Below are 14358 nucleotides of genomic sequence, written 5' to 3'. Positions count from 1 at the left end.
CCGGGCCGGGAGCCGGTTCGCATGGGGCCGCCGATGCGGGGCACCAGCCCGGTGACGCCGCCGGACGGCAGCCACGGGAGGAGGCCGAAGCCGCATGACCCAGGCGGCACGGGCCCACGCCCGGGCGGCCTCCCGGCCCGCTCGGGCCGGAAGCGGAGGAGGACGGAGCCGATGACTGCTCGCGGTGGACGACCTGACCGGGGCGCCGCCCTGTTCGACCTCGACGGGACCCTGGTGGACACCAACTACCTGCACACCCTGGCCTGGTGGCAGGCGCTGCGCCAGCACGGGCACGTCGTGCCGATGGCCCGCATCCACCACGCCATCGGCATCGGCGCCGACCGGCTCCTCGACGCGGTGCTCGGCTCCGAACGCCGCCGGGACGAGGACGCGTCCCTCGCCGACGCGCACGGCACGCTCTACGCCGTCTGGTACGACGTCCTGCCGCCGTTCGACGCCGCCGCCGACCTGCTCCACGCGGTGGCCGCACGAGGGTGGCGGGTCGTCCTGGCCAGTTCGGCCGCCGAGGAGGAAGTGGCGGCGATCCGCAAACGCCTGGACGCCGAGGACGTCATCGCGGCGGCCACAACCGGCGGCGACGTGGAGACCACCAAACCGGCCCCCGACCTCGTCGAGAGCGCGCTCCGGGCGATCGATGCCGAACCCACCGACGCCGTCTTCGTCGGCGACACCGTATGGGACGTCGAGGCCGCCGGCCGAGCGGGCGTGCCGTGCGTGGGCCTTCTGACGGGCGGCAGGTCACGCCGTGAACTGGAGGACGCGGGCGCGGTCGCCGTCTACGAGGACGCGCGGACCCTGCTCCGCCACATCGACACGAGCCCGCTGTCCCGGCCCCCTTCCTAGCCTCCCGGGTGCTTCCCGGCGACCGAGATCACAGGGTTTCGGCCGCCCTCCGCAGGTCGGCGACCAGACCCGCGTACATGTTCTCCCGGTCCTCGTCCCTCGCCCTCAGGACGGCCGAGGGGTGCACCGTCGCCAACACCTGTACTCCGGCGCGTACCTCCGCGTCGAAGCCGCCCTTGGCTTCCGACTCCGGCAGGGGCCTCGGCACGCCCCGGTCGGTGCCGACCCGGAAGGAAGGACCCAGTAGCGCGCGGCCGGCCGTGGCGCCGAGCGTCACCACCAACTCGGGTGACACAAGACGGAGTTCCGCTTCCAGCCAGGGATGGCAGTCCAGTGTCTCGCGCAGGCTCGGCGCCTCGTGGATCCGCCGCTTCCGGGGCTCCTCCTGGGTGAACTTGAAGTGTTTGACCGCGTTCGTGACGTACACGCCTTCCTCGTCGATGCCCGCGTCGCGCAGCGCCCGGGTCAGCAGCCGGCCCGCGGGCCCCACGAACGCGACCCCCTCGCGGTCCTCCTGGTCACCCGGCTGCTCGCCGACCAGCATCAGCCGCGCGTGCGGGTCGCCGCGTCCGAAGACGGTTCCGGCCGCGTACCGGTGGAGCGGGCAGCCCCGGCAGTCGGCGGCGGCCCTGCGGTGAGCCGGCAGCCCGCCGCGCCGCGGCAGGAAGGGCGTGGCGTCGTACGGCTCCGGGACGGCCGCACCGTCCGCGCCGCCGGTCGCGGGGCCCTCGTCGTGCGGGGCCTTCGCACGGGTGGCGTTCATAGGATGACCTCCTCGGGACGTCGCCGGGGCCGCGTCGCGTGGACGTTCAGCGCGGGACGTTCAGCGCATGGCCAGGACGATGCCGTACACCGCGAAGAACAGGGCGACGACGAGGACCAGGATCCACAGGAGGACCATGGGGCCGGCGGCCCAGCCGCGGGTCGGGCGCCGGTACGGCCCCGTGCCGGTGCTCGTGCCCGCCTCCGCGGGAGGCGTCTCGCCCGGCGGTACGCCGCCGCCTGGCTCCAGGCCCGCCGCGGTGCGGGGGTCGGGGTTGCTCGGGGTGGTCATGACGGTCACCTCCTCGGCGGCCGGTCGGCCGCGTGCCCGGCGCCTACCCCCGCTCGGCCCGCGCATCCGGCGATCCGGGCCGTCATCCGGCACGGCACGACTCCGCGCGAACAGCGCGAGGGCGCACCGCTGGACGGCCGGCTCGCGGAGGAGCGCCCGGACGTGGCGCCCGAGCGGGGCGACGACGTCGGTGACCTCCCCGACGGGGAGGGCGAGCCCGTCGACGAGGAGGCACCGGCGCCACCCGCGCCGGGCGCCTCACCCGCCCCGATCCCTTGGTCCCGGGCGGCGTCACCGCCGAGGACGTGGGGCGCGACGACGGGACGGGCCCGGCGGAGGAGGCGGCGGTTCACCGGGACACCGGCATCGACGGCCGGTGATCCGCGCCGTACAGCACCGTATGCCGCGACCGAGGCCCTGGACCGCTCGACGCCCGGGGCCGGGGCCGACGGGCTCCGGCCGTGACCACCCGCCGTGGCGGGCCGGGTTTCGGTCAAGCCGTGCCGGCAGCCGCGTCCCGCGTTGAATCCAGCCCCGCGGGGGCCGCGACCTCCGGATGCTCCGGGCTGAGGTAGTGCACGTGCGTCTCCTCGCCGTGGAGCACCAGCAGGCCCCGCAGCTCCTCGGCGGCGGTCTTGAGCAGGTGGCCGTCGCGGGTGGCGTGGAGGGTTTCGAGGAGGAAGGCCACGCGGGTGGAGTCCTCGGTGACCCGGGTGCGGTGGGCGTCGCGGTGGTTCCAGTGCCGGGTCAGTACACCGGTGGAGTCGGTGTAGACGACCTCGCCGGGCTTGGGGTTCTCCGTGGTGTCGGGCTCGCCGAGCGGGGTGAACTCCTCGGTGCCGTCGGCGTACACGATCTCGACGGCGCCGGTGACGTGCTGGAGGTCGAAGGCGCCGGCGGGCAGGCCGTGCCGGACGGAGACGGCGTTGTAGGAGTCGACGGCCGGATTGATGCGCGGCAGGGTGCCCTTCTTGGCCATGCGGCGCCCCAGGGCGTCGACACTGGGGCGGATGCGGCGGGGGTTGGTGCCGAAGGAGCGGTAGGCGGTGTGCCACGCCTCGATCCGCGGGTCGTTCTCGTCGGCCGGGGCCCAGGCGCCGGCGGCCAGCTGCTGCTCAAGGCCGTCGAGCGCGGTGGCGGTGTCGGGCCAGGGCTCGTGGCCGCGTAGTCCACCGGCGGTGACCACGGCGATGAGCGTGTCGGGGAAGGCGTCGGCGACGGCGGGGGTGATGCGGAAGACGGTCATGGGTCGAGCTCCGTTCCGAGGTGGTGCGGTGTGGGCGGGGGCGAGGGTTTCCGGGGCGGGCCGATGCGGTCCGAGCGCGGGTCCAGGGTTCGAGGAGCCGGTACCGGCCCGGCGGCGCCGCCGCCGGCGGGCCGTGGGCTGCTTACGTGAGGGCGAGGAGGCTGACGGCGACCGCGGCGGCGCCCAGGCCCGCGACCTGGCCCTTGTGGATGCGCTCGGCGAGCACGCCGCGGGCGAGGAGGATCGTGCCGGCCGGGTAGAGGGCGGTGATCACGGCGACGACGGTGAGGTCGCCGCTGCGTGCCGCGAGCAGGAAGAGCAGGTTCGCCAGCGAGTCCAGGACACCGGCCGCGGCCGACAGGGCGTAGGCGGGCTTCTCCGGGCCGAGCCTGCGGTGCAGGAGCCCGGCCGCGGCCAGGGTGACGACCGAGGAGACCGCCCTGCCGACGATCAACGGCGCCACGCCGCTGTCGGACGGCGCCTGGTGCAGGAAGATCAGTTGCAGCGCGATGGCCGCGCCCGCGCCGAGGGCCAGCAGCAGCGCCGTACGCGACGGCCGGGACGAGACCGCCCCCTGCCCGGCGCTGACCAGCACGACCGCGACCAGCGCGAGCGGCAGACCCAGAAGGCCCGCCATCCCCAGGTGCTCGCCCTGCAGGAGTCCCACTGTCACCGGGAGCGCGGCGGAAACCAGCGCGGTGACCGGGGAGAGCACGTTCATGGGCCCGATGGCGAGGGTCTTGTAGAGCAGGGCGAACGCGGCGGCGGAGGCCACACCGGAGGCGGCGCCCCAGCCGAGCGCCGCGGGGCTGAACGAGGCGCCGAGCACGGGCCACAGCAGCAGCTCGACCGCCAGGCTGGCCGGCGCGGCGACCATCACCGTGCGGAGCACATGGGCCTTGCGGGCGCCCAGGCCGCCGAAGAAGTCGGCGCACCCGTAGGCCAGTGAGCTTCCCAGGGCCAGCAGTAGAGCTATCACGAGTCGATCCCTTACGATTGCATCAGAACGACCAAACCGTACAACGGAACGACCGCCTTCTGTCAACCGACCGACCGGAGCGTGCATTCCATTGACCGACCAAGGGGGATGGTGACCAGGTGACCGAGACAGAGGCGGCCCTGCGCACGCTCGCGCACAACGTCCGCTCAGCTCGCACACGCGCCGGCCTGTCCCTGGACGAGCTGGGCCGCCGGGCCAAGGTCAGCAAGGGCGCGCTGGTCGGGCTGGAGAAGGCGCAGGGCAATCCGAACTTCGCCACCCTGGTCCGGCTGGCCGACACGCTGGGTGTCTCGGTCTCCGCGTTGATGGAAGGGCCGACCGAAGGGCGCGTCCGTGTGGTCTCGGCCGGCGCCGTGATGCCGCTGTGGGCGGGGGAGCGGGGCAGCGAGGCCCGGCTCATGCTGACGACCTCGGGCCCCGCCCCGGTCGAGGTGTGGCGCTGGCGTCTCGAACCGGGCGAGGAGTACCCCAGCCACCCCCACCAGGCCGGCGTCGTGGAGACCGTCAGCGTCACCGCGGGCCGCATGGCCCTGGTGGTCGACGGCGCGGAACACCCCGTCGAAGCCGGGCAGACCGCCACGTTCGACGGTGACGCCCCCCATGCGTATCGCGGGGCGGGCGACGAGCCCTGCCATCTGATCATGACCGTCCATCTGCCGGCGGGGCCCGCGCCCACGGCCTGACCGGACCGCGGCCCGGGCGGTGGACGCGGCCCCCTGGAGACGGGTGGGGCCCCGGCCGCCGGCGGGGAGGTCGGCGGGCCGGGGCGGGAAGGGGAGGGATCAGGCGAGGGATCAGGCGAGGGCGCCGGTCACCGCGGTGCCGGACTTCGTGACCTTGTACGTGACGGTCTGGCCGCTGTAGAAGTGGAAGACCAGCGTCGCCGTGTCCCCGTCACGCAGCGCGGCGAGGAACTCGGGGGTCAGGGTGATCGCGCCGTTCGCGTAGTCCGGCGAGAAGGCCTTGTTGAACTCCTGGTACGGAGTCCAGCCCGTCTGGCCGGCGTTGGTGCCGTCGGCGTACGTGGCGTGCATGGTCGCCAGGTTGTTGCCCCGGTACTGGGTGGGAACGGTGAACGCGGTGGAGGTTCCGGTGGCGCTCGACAGCACGGGGAGGTCGTTGGTCACGATGTCGATGTTCCAGGGAAGGCCGCTGGAGAACCGGGCCTGCAGCGTCGCGTTGACGCCGTAGGCCCGGCTGCCGACCAGGCGGGCCAGCGTCCTGGCGGAGAGGGTCAGCTGGGTGCCGGAGACGGTGTAGTCCCGTCCCGCGGACAGCTTGGTGCCGCCCTGCCACAGCCCGCGGAAGCTCGTCCCGTTCAGGTTCAGTGTGAGCGACTTGGCCGTGATCGTCGCGGACTTCGGCACGAAGACCTTGTCGAAGGAGGCCGTGCCCGAGCGGGTCGTCCAGCTCGACTTGATCCAGTCGAACAGGGCCTGGTCACGCCACTGCAGGGTCTCGCGGTTCAGGTAGCCGAACGGGTCCCACAGGGCGGTGGTGACGCCGATCGCGCGCGCCGTGTAGTTGACGTGCTCGTAGTACTTCAGCGCCTCGCCGCGCTCGGTCCGGTCGGGGTGGAAGTGGTTCGGGTAGTCGAGCAGTCCGTACTCGCCGATGTAGACCGGGATGCCCCGGGCGACGAAGGTGTCGCGGATGCCGGCGAAGGTGTCGTCCAGGTTCTTCTGCGCGACGGCGTCGTAGTGGGTGCCGCCCGCCACGTTCACGCTGAACGGGTACCAGCTGTAGAAGTGCACCTGCGCCACGAGCTGGCCGTCGTTCAGCCCGCGGATCGTGGTGTACAGGTCGTTCATGAAGGCCGGGTCGGGGCTGCCGGCGGGCGTGGTCAGGCTCAGCAGACGGTTCGCGTTCATGCCGCCCGAGGCGCGGACCAGGCGGTGGAACGAGGTCTGCAGCTCCCTCAGGTACTGGAACTTCTGCGCCTCCGTGGCGTTGGCGAAGCTCGGCTCGTTGATGCCCTCGAAGACCAGGGTGCGCGGCGCGTCCCGGAAGGTCGTCGCGATCTGGGACCAGGTGGAGTCGAACCGGGCCATGACGTCGTCGTGGTCGCTCGTGATCTTCTCGACCCACATCCACGAGTCGTGGTGGACGTTGAGCACGACGTACAGGCCGCTCTCCAGCGCCCAGTCGGTGAGCTGCTTGACGCGGGCCATGTACGTGGCGCTGATCGTGTAAGGCGCCGTGGCGGACTGGTTGTCGCTCCAGGTCACCGGGATGCGGACGCTGCGGAACCCGTCCGCCGCGACCTTCTCGAACGTCGCCTTGGTGGTCTGCCCGTTGCCCCAGGACGACTCGTTCGGGGTGGCGTCCAGGGTGTTGCCCAGGTTCCAGCTCGGCTGCATCGCGGCGACGGCCTCGACGGCCGAGTCCGGGACCACGACGGTCGTCCGCGAGGGGGCGTGCTTGGCGCCGGGGCCGGCGAGCGCCGTGCCACCGGGCAGCCCCAGCAGGACGGCCAGCGCCAGCAGCAGGGCGGCGAGGCGTCCGGGGCCGTGGCCGCGGCCGCGGCGGGGCGATGACTGCCGTGTCTCGTTCACGTACATCCCTTTCGGTCGGTCGTGCGGACGTGGTGCGTGTGCTGGTCGGGGGTCAGTCGGCGAGCGGCTCGTAGGCGAACCAGTCGAAACGGACGGTTCCCTCGGCGGCGTACATGCCGAGGACACGGCCGGTGAAGCCGCCCGCGACCTCGGTCGAGAGGTACCGGCCGTCGAGCGTGCCGAGCGTGGTGGACGTTCCGTCCGCCGCCTCGACGCCGAAGGCGATCCGGTCGGGTCCGGTCCGTGGTTCGCCCGGCGGCTGGGGGGTGATCTCGACGCCGAGGACGACAGGGCCGGGCGGCACCGGTGCGGACGCCACCTCGGTGCGCAGCGGTCCGACGCGGGCGAACACCGTCACCGTCCCGGTGGACGCCTCGATCTCGTAGTGGTGCCGCTCGTCCAGGCGGACGGCCAGGCCGCCGCGGCCGTCGGCGGGGTCCACGAGGGTGCGCGCGGTGCAGGAGAGATGCTGTTGGCGGCGGCCGACGAACGTCACGTCGGGCTCGTCGAGCGAGGCGCCGGCGGCACGGAGGGTCAGCCAGCCGGACCGCTCCTCGGTGGTGCACAGTGTGGCGGGGCGCTCGCGCGGCGAGATCCAGCGGGGGTGGAGCTCGGCCCGGTCGAAGTCGTCCCGGAGCGGGGGTACGGGGCCGGGCCGGAGCGGCCAGGCGGGCACCGGCATCTCGGGGAGGAGGTCACCGACGACGGGCCAGCCGTCCGCCCACGTCACGGGGGCGAGGAAGGTCTCGCGGCCGAGCACGTGCCAGCCGGGGGTGCCGCCGCGCGGCCGGACACCCAGCAGCACCATCCACCACGAACCGTCGGGCGCCTGCACGAGGTCCGCGTGGCCGGTGTTCTGGATCGGGTGGTCGGTGCCGCGATGGGTCAGGATCGGGTTGGCCGGGCACGGCTCGAACGGGCCGGAGGGCGTCGGGCCGCGGGCGATCGAGACACTGTGGCCGCGCTCGGTGCCGCCCTCGGCGATCAGCAGGTACCAGTAGTCGCCGATCCGGTACACGTGCGGGGCCTCGGGCGCCTTCGCCCCCGGCGCTCCGGACCACAGTCGGCGCGGCTCGCCGAGCACCTTTCCGCTGTACGGGTCGATGCGGAACTGGGACATCCCGGCGACGGTGCACCAGCAGGTGCCGTCCTCGTCCCAGACGAGGTCGGGGTCGATGCCGGGCACTCCGGGGAGCCGGACCGGGTCGGACCACGGTCCGGCCGCGTCGGTGGCGGTGAAGAGCACGTTGCCGGTGTCGCCGACGTTGGTGACGATCAGCCAGAACCGGCCGTCGTGGTGGCGGAGCGTCGGTGCGTAGATCCCGGCGGAGGAGGGCATGTCGCGGGGGAGCCGCAGCTGGCCCGGCCGATCGAGGGCGTTGCCGATCTGGGTCCAGTTCACCAGGTCGCGGCTGTGGAAGACGGGGATGCCGGGGAAGTACTCGAAGCTGGAGCACACCAGGTAATAGTCGTCGCCGACGCGGCAGACGCTGGGGTCGGGGTGGAAGCCGGGGATCACCGGGTTGGTGACGGTACCGGGCCGCATATCTGACATAACGTCAGATTCCTTTCGTTCTGCGGGGCGTGGAGGCAGGCAGCACGGCGAACTCGGCGTCCCTCCCGCTCAGTCCTTGCGGAGGACCACGCAGCCGCCGGGCGGCAGCACGTGAGCGGTGGCGGCGGTCAGCAGGTCGTGGGCGGGCTCCGGCAGCGGTACGGCGTCGGTGCCGTGGTTGATGAGCACCTGCCAGCGGCGGCCGTCCGGGGCGTGGCGGGTGACGGCCTCGACCCCGGCCAGCGGACCGGGCACCTCCGGTGCCACGCCGGCTTCCGTGAGCAGCCGGGCGATCAGCGCCGTGTAGGCGGCGTCGTCGAGGCGCGTGGAGAGGTACCAGCCGTGGCCGGCGCCGAACCCGCGGCGCGTGAGGGCGGGCCCGCCGGCCTGCGTGCCGTGGGTGTACGAGGCGATCACCTCGGCGCCCTCCGTACGCAGGGACTCGCTCCAGACGCCGGCCGGCGAACCGTCCGAGAGCGTGATCTGCTCGTCCCGTCGCAGCGGCCGGTGTTCCTCGACCCGGACGCCCAGCGCCTCGCGCAGCGGCGCGGCCGGGTAGCCGCCGAGCCGGGAGTGGAGGCGCTCGTCGACACAGCCGCCGGCGTACTGGACGAGCAGGGTTCCGCCGCCCTCGACGTATCCGTGCAGGTTCTCCGCGCCCGTGTCGGAGAGCAGGAACAGGGCCGGGGCGACGACGAACCGGTAGCGGCTCAGGCCGTGTTCCGGGTGGGCGAAGTCGACCGTGACGCCGGCGTCCCACAGCGCCCGGTGGGCGCGGCTCAGCGCGGAGTGGTAGTCGAGTCCGGCCGACGGCAGGCCGTCGGTCTCCAGTGCCCACCATGCGTCGGAGTCGTGCAGGACGGCCACCTCGGCCCGTACGGTGGAACCGGCGAGCTCGCCGAGGCGGGCCACGGCCTCGCCGGCGGCCGTGGCCTCACGGAAGACGCGGCTGTCCGGCCCGGCGTGCGGGACGATCGCCGAGTGCCACTGCTCGGAGCCCGCCCGGGACTGGCGCCACTGGAAGAACAGCGCGCCCTCCGAACCCCGGGCGATGTGCCCGAGCGTGTGGCGCAGGATGTCACCCGGCTCCTTGGCGAGGACACCGCCCTCGGCGTACACCGTGTTGGTGCCCTGCTCCATCAGCAGCCAAGGAGCGCCGCCGCCGAACGAGCGGGCCCGGTCGGCGCCGAAGGCGGTGTCGGCGGCCGCGTCCATCCCGGGGGCGGTCGGGTAGTGGTCGATGGAGACCAGGTCGACCTCGCGGCCGAAGGCCCACAGGTCCAGGTTCTGGTAGCCGGGCACCATCAGATTGGTCGTCACCGGCCGGTCGCTGTGCTCGCGGATCGCGTCGCGCTGCTCCTTGTAGGCGCCGAGGGCCTCGTCGGACCAGTAGCGGCGGAAGTCCAGGGCCTGGCCCGGATTCTTGTGCCACTGGGTGGAGCGGGGCGACTGGATCTGCTCCCACGACGTGTACCGCTGGCTCCAGAACGCCGTCCCCCAGGCCTCGTTGAGGGCGTCGAGGGAGCCGTGCCGGGCGCGCAGCCAGACCCGGAAGCCCGCGGCCGTGTGGTCGCACCAGCAGAGGGTCGCGTACTCGTTGTGCACGTGCCACAGCGCCACGGCGGGATGGTCCCCGTACCGCTCGGCCAGGGCGGAGGCGATCCGGCGGGCCGCTCCGCGGTACGCGGGGGCGGCGAGGCAGTAGGTGTCCCGGCTGCCGTGGGTCAGCCGGGTGCCGTCGGGCGTGACCGGCAGGGCGTCGGGGTGGGCCAGGGAGAACCACGGCGGCGGCGAGGCGGTCGGCGTGGCCAGGTCGACGGCGACACCGTTCGCGTGCAGCCGCTCCAGGTGGGCGTCGAGCCAGGTGAAGTCGTAGCGGCCCTCCTCCGGTTCGAGCAGGGCCCAGGAGAAGACGCCCACCGTCGCCAGGTTGACCCGCGCCCGGGCCATCAGCTCGTCGTCCTGCTTCCACACCTCCTCGTCCCACTGCTCGGGGTTGTAGTCCCCGCCGAAGGCGAGCCCGCCCAGGCGGTCGGTGAGCCGGCGGACGTCCATCTGGAGCACTTCCTTCGCGTGGGGCGGAGCGGTGACGACGGTGACGGCCCGGGAGATGGGAAGCGCATGGTGAGGTCCCCCGTCCTCAACTCGGCGTCGAATCGCTTCACCTGGCTGGGGAACGTAACGGACTTGTTTCGCGCGAAACAAGGGGTTCAGCAGAAGCAAACCTTCTTTGTGGCTCTTATTGACAGGTCAGCGGGGTGAATGCAACTGTCGATGCGCTTCGACGATCGGCTACCGGGCGGAGGAACCCGCACGATGAAGTTCACCGACGGCTACTGGCTGATGCGCCCAGGAGTGACCGCAAGCTACGCCACCGAGGTCGCCGACGTCCGGGCCGGCGAGCACCGGGTGACCCTCTACGCGCCCGTGAAGCGGGTGGCCGGTCGCAACGACACCCTCAACAGCCCGCTCCTGACCGTCGAGTGCTGGTCACCGGCCGAGGGCGTGATCGGGGTGCGGACGACCCACCACGCCGGTGGAGTGCGGCGCGGCCCGGAGTTCGCCCGGCCCGGCGAGCAGCGGAACGCGGGCAAGGTGCACCGGGACGGCGACGTGGTGGAACTCGCCTCCGGCGACCTGGCCGTGCGGGTGGACACCGCAGGGCCATGGCTCCTGGAGTTCACCGCCGGCGGACGCGTGCTGACCTCGGCCGGCGCACGGGGCACCGGCTTCGTCACCGACACCGACGGCCGGCACCACATGCTGGGCCGGCTCTCCCTGGGGGTCGGCGAGCTGGTCTACGGCCTGGGGGAGCGGTTCACCCCGCTGGTCAAGAACGGGCAGGCGGTGGACATCTGGCAGGCGGACGGCGGCACCAGCAGCGAACAGGCCTACAAGAACGTCCCCTTCCACCTGACGAACCAGGGCTACGGCGTCTTCGTCAACCACCCGGGCAGGGTCTCGTACGAGGTCGGCTCCGAGTCCGTCGGCCAGGTCCAGTTCAGCGTCGAGGACCAGGTCCTCGAGTACTTCGTCGTCCACGGCCCCACCCCGAAGCAGATCCTGGAGCGCTACACGGCCCTCACCGGCCGCCCCGCGCTGCCACCCGCCTGGGCGCTCGGCCTGTGGCTGACCACCTCCTTCACCACCGACTACGACGAGGCCACCGTCAACCGCTTCGTCGGCGGCATGGCGGAACGCGGCATTCCCCTCAGCGTGTTCCACTTCGACTGCTTCTGGATGCGCGCCTACCAGTGGTGCGACTTCGCGTGGGACCCCGACACCTTCCCCGACCCGGCCGGCATGCTGGCACGGCTCAAGGAGCGGGGGCTGCGCGTCTCCGCCTGGATCAACCCCTACATCGCGCAGCGGTCCGCGCTCTTCGAGGAGGGCATGCGCGAGGGATACCTCGTGCGCCGCCCGGACGGCGGCGTCTGGCAGTGGGACCTGTGGCAGCCCGGCATGGCCCTGGTGGACTTCACCGACCCGGCGGCCCGCGCCTGGTACACGGACAAGCTCCGCACCCTCCTCGACATGGGTGTGGACTGCTTCAAGACCGACTTCGGCGAGCGCATCCCCACCGACGTCGTCTGGCACGACGGCTCCGACCCGGAGCGGATGCACAACTACTACACGCACCTCTTCAACCAGTCCGTTTTCGAGCTGCTGCGCGAGGTGCGCGGCGAGGGCGAGGCGCTGCTCTTCGCCCGCTCCGCCACCGCGGGCGGCCAGCAGTACCCGGTGCACTGGGGCGGAGACTGCGAGTCCCACTTCAACGCCATGGCCGAGTCCCTGCGCGGCGGGCTCTCCCTCGGCCTGTCGGGCTTCGGTTTCTGGAGCCACGACATCGGCGGTTTCGAGGGCACCCCGACGCCGACCGTCTTCAAGCGCTGGGTCCAGTTCGGTCTGCTGTCCTCGCACAGCCGCCTGCACGGCAGCAAGTCGTACCGCGTGCCCTGGGACTACGGGGAGGAGGCCGTCGACGTCACCCGCGAGTTCACCCTCCTCAAGCACCGCCTCGCCCCGTACCTCCAGCGCGCCGCCCAGCAGGCGCACACCACCGGCGTGCCGGTGATGCGGGCCATGGTGCTCGAATTCCCCGACGACCCGGCCGCCGCCACCCTCGACCGGCAGTACATGCTCGGGGACGACCTGCTCGTCGCCCCCGTCTTCACCGACGACGGCACGGTCGAGTACTACGTGCCCGACGGGACGTGGACGAACGTCCTGACCGGCGACCGGGTCACCGGCCCCCGATGGGTGCGCGAGCGGCACGGCTTCCACACGCTCCCGCTGCTCGCCCGGCCCGACTCGGTCATCCCGCTCGGGGCGGACGACCAGCGTCCCGTCTCCGCATGGTCGGACGGCGTCGAACTGCGCGTGCACGCCCTCGCGGACGGAGCCGAGCGCACCGTCGTGATCCCCCGCTCCGACGGCCCCGGCGGGGCGGCCCGCTTCCACCTGATCCGTACGGGTGACCGGCTCCGGGTCACCACGGACAGCCCGCACTCCTGGCGGCTGCGGATCGGCGGTCCGGAGGGCGTCCTGCACACCAGCCCCGCCGGCCGCCGGGAGGCGGACCTCCCCTACCCGCTCTGAGCCGTACGGACCCGAGGCGCGCGTGGCCCGCAAGAACGGGGTCGGGGTGCTGGTGTCCCAGTTCGGACGGACGCTGACGGGGGAAGGCCGGAGCTCAGCGGTTGAACGTCAGCCGGGGGGCCGCGTTGCGGGCGAGCGTGTGTGCCTGGTCGGGCCACCACGTACCGGCGGGCGGGTCGACGATGCCGTACTCGGGGTCGATCGTGCCGCCGGTGTTGCGGGTGCAGCTGCCGTCGGACTCGCCGGGGATCTTGATCCACAGGAAGGCGTCGACGAGCGGGACGCCGGTGTCGGCGGTGGGACGCGCACCGAGGCCACGGCCGGGCGCGTTGCACCAGATCTCCGGGTCCCCGCTGTACTTGCCGGGCTCCGGGGTCCAGGCGCCCAGACCGTTGCGACTGGTGTCGATGACGAAGTGGTGCAGGGCGTCGGCCGGCGGGGTGCCGACGTTCTGGTCGAACCAGGCGTCGGTCCAGCGCCAGGTCGTGGGGTCGGCGGAGTCGACGGCGTTGCCGGGGGTGCCGTCGTTGGGCGCGGCGGGCGAGTAGTACTGGGTGGCGCACCAGTCGGCGTGGCCGCGCGCGTACTCGGGTCCCTCGGTGGCGAACCACATGCACTTGGCTATCCAGGTGCCGTACCTGGCGTTGTGGTCGGTGGGGTGGGTGTTGGAGACGTTGAGGGCGAAGCCGTCGCCGTACCGGACCCCGGCGTCGAGGAGTCGCTGCGCCATGTCGCCGACGCCCCGCCACAGGACGTTGCCGGCGTCGAGGTAGGCGGCGGTGCCAGGCCGGGACTTGATGGTCCTGACGGCGTACTCGAGGTCCGCGATCCGGGCGGCCGTGAGCTCGCCGGTCGGGTCCACGGCGGGCCCGCAGTCCCGGGGAAGGAGGGCCAGGCCGTCGGGCTCGACCACGACGACCGCCTTGCTGTCGCCGATCCCGGCGGCGAAGGCGTCGATCCACTGCCGGTAGGCGGCGGAGGAGGCGGCTCCGCCGCTGGAGTACTGCGTGCAGTCCCGGCCGGGCACGTTGTAGGCGACCAGGAGCGGGGTCCGGCCGACCGCCCGGGCCTTGCGGACGAGCGAGTTCACCTTGAGGCGGACCTCGTCCGGTGTGCCCTCGGTGAACCACTCGGCCTGTGGATGGCTCGCGACCTTGGCCATGTTCACGGCGTTCGCGAGGTCGCCGGCACGGAGGTCGACGAGCGCCTGCTTGGCGGCCTTGCTGTGCGGGTCCACATAGAACGTGGTGTCCGGGGTGACCGTGTCGGACGCGGGCACGATCTGCGCGGGCACGGCCGGCGCGGTGGCGGCCTGCGCCTGTGTCGCGGTCAGGGCGGCGCAGGCGGTGACCGCCGCGACGGCGGCGGTCACCCGGCGCCGTAGGCTGCGTGGCTTCATGAATGCTCCTGGTCGAAGGACGGGTGGGTGGGGGCCCTGCGGCCCGGTCGCGGGGCGGGCTGATGCCGGGCCACAGGAAGTGCGGG

At 72.9% G+C, this 14358-nt stretch carries 11 protein-coding genes and 1 pseudogene; 4 read left to right on the top strand and 8 right to left on the bottom strand.

All coding sequences use genetic code 11. From position 1 onward, the window contains the following. Positions 1-171: 171 nt before the first annotated feature. The gene (locus ACWFR1_RS22615; protein WP_453553870.1) at positions 172-864 is read left to right on the top strand and encodes an HAD family hydrolase; all 693 of its coding nucleotides are present in this window, start codon (positions 172-174) and stop codon (positions 862-864) included. 28 nt (positions 865-892) lie between these two features. On the opposite strand, the gene ACWFR1_RS22610 is transcribed toward ACWFR1_RS22615, so the two are convergent. Both ACWFR1_RS22610 and ACWFR1_RS22605 read right to left on the bottom strand, forming a co-directional pair. Beyond that, positions 893-1627, bottom strand: coding sequence for a UdgX family uracil-DNA binding protein (locus ACWFR1_RS22610; RefSeq protein ID WP_453553868.1), 735 nt, complete (start codon positions 1625-1627; stop codon positions 893-895). A gap of 60 nt (positions 1628-1687) precedes the next feature. Continuing rightward, positions 1688-1918, bottom strand: coding sequence for a DUF6480 family protein (locus ACWFR1_RS22605; RefSeq protein WP_453553940.1), 231 nt, complete (start codon positions 1916-1918; stop codon positions 1688-1690). A gap of 81 nt (positions 1919-1999) precedes the next feature. On the opposite strand from ACWFR1_RS22605, the pseudogene ACWFR1_RS22600 reads away from it, so the two are divergent. Beyond that, positions 2000-2298: pseudogene (locus ACWFR1_RS22600) on the top strand (DUF5709 domain-containing protein); the annotation flags it as partial. A gap of 113 nt (positions 2299-2411) precedes the next feature. On the opposite strand, the gene ACWFR1_RS22595 reads toward ACWFR1_RS22600, so the two are convergent. Further along, positions 2412-3164, bottom strand: a complete 753-nt coding sequence (locus tag ACWFR1_RS22595) for a B3/B4 domain-containing protein (protein WP_453553866.1) — start codon at positions 3162-3164, stop codon at positions 2412-2414. Positions 3165-3306: 142 nt separating this feature from the next. Further along, a complete protein-coding gene (locus ACWFR1_RS22590; protein ID WP_453553864.1) occupies positions 3307-4143 on the bottom strand; it encodes an EamA family transporter in 837 nt (278 codons plus the stop codon). Positions 4144-4262: 119 nt separating this feature from the next. Here ACWFR1_RS22590 and ACWFR1_RS22585 point away from each other — a divergent pair, with 119 nt between their 5' ends. Continuing rightward, entirely contained in the window at positions 4263-4847 is a 585-nt protein-coding gene (locus ACWFR1_RS22585) for a helix-turn-helix domain-containing protein (RefSeq protein ID WP_453553862.1), read from the top strand. A 111-nt stretch (positions 4848-4958) separates the two neighbouring features. Here ACWFR1_RS22585 and ACWFR1_RS22580 read toward each other — a convergent pair whose 3' ends face one another. The 3 genes from ACWFR1_RS22580 to ACWFR1_RS22570 all read right to left on the bottom strand — a co-directional run bounded on the left by ACWFR1_RS22580 (position 4959) and on the right by ACWFR1_RS22570 (position 10329). Then, positions 4959-6719, bottom strand: coding sequence for a cellulase family glycosylhydrolase (locus ACWFR1_RS22580; RefSeq protein WP_453553860.1), 1761 nt, complete (start codon positions 6717-6719; stop codon positions 4959-4961). Between the two features lie 52 nt (positions 6720-6771). Continuing rightward, the gene (locus ACWFR1_RS22575) at positions 6772-8274 is read right to left on the bottom strand and encodes a glycoside hydrolase family 43 protein (protein WP_453553858.1); all 1503 of its coding nucleotides are present in this window, start codon (positions 8272-8274) and stop codon (positions 6772-6774) included. A gap of 69 nt (positions 8275-8343) precedes the next feature. Then, on the bottom strand, positions 8344-10329 hold the full coding sequence (locus ACWFR1_RS22570; protein WP_453553856.1) for a beta-galactosidase: 1986 nt from the start codon (positions 10327-10329) through the stop codon (positions 8344-8346). A gap of 261 nt (positions 10330-10590) precedes the next feature. Here ACWFR1_RS22570 and yicI point away from each other — a divergent pair, with 261 nt between their 5' ends. Beyond that, positions 10591-12873 carry an alpha-xylosidase gene (gene yicI, locus ACWFR1_RS22565; RefSeq protein ID WP_453553854.1) on the top strand — a complete coding sequence of 761 codons (2283 nt, stop codon included), beginning with the start codon at positions 10591-10593 and terminating at the stop codon, positions 12871-12873. Positions 12874-12967: 94 nt separating this feature from the next. Here the strand turns inward: yicI and ACWFR1_RS22560 are convergent, their stop codons facing one another. Further along, positions 12968-14272, bottom strand: coding sequence for a glycoside hydrolase family 6 protein (locus tag ACWFR1_RS22560; protein WP_453553852.1), 1305 nt, complete (start codon positions 14270-14272; stop codon positions 12968-12970). Positions 14273-14358 lie beyond the last annotated feature (86 nt).

This window comes from Streptomyces sp. NPDC055103, assembly GCF_053607625.1.
The sequence above is the reverse complement of the archived record's forward strand: the minus strand, read 5'-3'. Positions and strand labels throughout refer to the sequence as shown.

Bases quoted from the DNA above. Each gene is read 5' to 3' on its own strand.
- ACWFR1_RS22615 (WP_453553870.1), top strand. From the start codon at position 172: ATGACTGCTCGCGGTGGACGACCTGACCGGGGCGCCGCCCTGTTCGAC.
- ACWFR1_RS22610 (WP_453553868.1), bottom strand. From the start codon at position 1,627: ATGAACGCCACCCGTGCGAAGGCCCCGCACGACGAGGGCCCCGCGACC.
- ACWFR1_RS22605 (WP_453553940.1), bottom strand. From the start codon at position 1,918: ATGACCACCCCGAGCAACCCCGACCCCCGCACCGCGGCGGGCCTGGAG.
- ACWFR1_RS22595 (WP_453553866.1), bottom strand. From the start codon at position 3,164: ATGACCGTCTTCCGCATCACCCCCGCCGTCGCCGACGCCTTCCCCGAC.
- ACWFR1_RS22575 (WP_453553858.1), bottom strand. From the start codon at position 8,274: ATGTCAGATATGCGGCCCGGTACCGTCACCAACCCGGTGATCCCCGGC.
- ACWFR1_RS22570 (WP_453553856.1), bottom strand. From the start codon at position 10,329: ATGGACGTCCGCCGGCTCACCGACCGCCTGGGCGGGCTCGCCTTCGGC.
- yicI (WP_453553854.1), top strand. From the start codon at position 10,591: ATGAAGTTCACCGACGGCTACTGGCTGATGCGCCCAGGAGTGACCGCA.
- ACWFR1_RS22560 (WP_453553852.1), bottom strand. From the start codon at position 14,272: ATGAAGCCACGCAGCCTACGGCGCCGGGTGACCGCCGCCGTCGCGGCG.